The following is an 813-nucleotide window of genomic DNA, read 5'->3' as shown; positions in this document are numbered from 1 at the left end:
CTTTTAAAATTCCTTTACTCTCACTTAATCGATTGACTAGCTCTACAAGTTTACTCTTTTCTCCTCTAACAGCTATTGCTTCAACACATACCCTTTCATTAATATGTACGTGAAGAGATGAAATGATATATTCATTATAGTCGTGTTGAATACCAGTTAGAGAATCTGAAGCTAACTCATGATCATAAACTATGTTTATAATGCCATATACTTGGTCATTATCCTCCTTATTTTCATCCAGGTAGTTTTTTAAGGCAATTTGAAAGATCCTTGACCTATCATAAATATTCTTAGTTCTCATAAAATCCTCAAGCTCTCTATATAATTCCTTAGGTAATGATATACTTATTTTCTCAACATTCATAAATATCATGATGACGCATAAGATAAAAAGATTAAACTACATCTACTCTATATACTTCCTCTGCCTCAAATATCCCACATTCGGTTATTAGCCTACCCATGAAATCCACAAAAAGTGCTTTGCACGTTTTTTCCCAATTGTCTCCGACAATCTTTATTACTCTATCCTTTATCGATAAGTTATTATTTAAGATTTCTATTGCGTCCTTGGAATTAAGATTTATATATTTTTCTATCTCACTTATTACGTCACTTATATTAATATTTACCTCCTTATTAAGCTCAAGATATAGTGAAGTAGCCTTAATATCCTGCGGAAATTCCCTCAGATTAGTATCAATACCAACACCGATAAATAAGTCACAATATTCAATATTCTCATAAGTCCTTGCTTCAATTAAGATTCCCGCTATTTTCTTATCATTTACCACTATATCATTAGGCCATCTT

At 31.2% G+C, this 813-nt stretch carries 1 protein-coding gene and 1 pseudogene; both read right to left on the bottom strand.

Translation table 11 applies throughout. The annotated features are described in order from the left end of the window. On the bottom strand, window positions 1-364 hold a 364-nt coding region (locus DMP16_RS10365), incomplete at its 3' end, for a CopG family ribbon-helix-helix protein (RefSeq protein ID WP_143577232.1). Between the two features lie 31 nt (window positions 365-395). Then, window positions 396-813, bottom strand: a pseudogene (locus tag DMP16_RS10360) (biotin--[acetyl-CoA-carboxylase] ligase); the annotation flags it as partial.

This window comes from Sulfolobus sp. B1, from assembly GCF_007050195.1.
Classification (GTDB): Archaea; Thermoproteota; Thermoprotei_A; order Sulfolobales; family Sulfolobaceae; genus Saccharolobus.
Note: the sequence above shows the minus strand (reverse complement) of the source record. Positions and strands in the feature narration are given on the sequence as shown.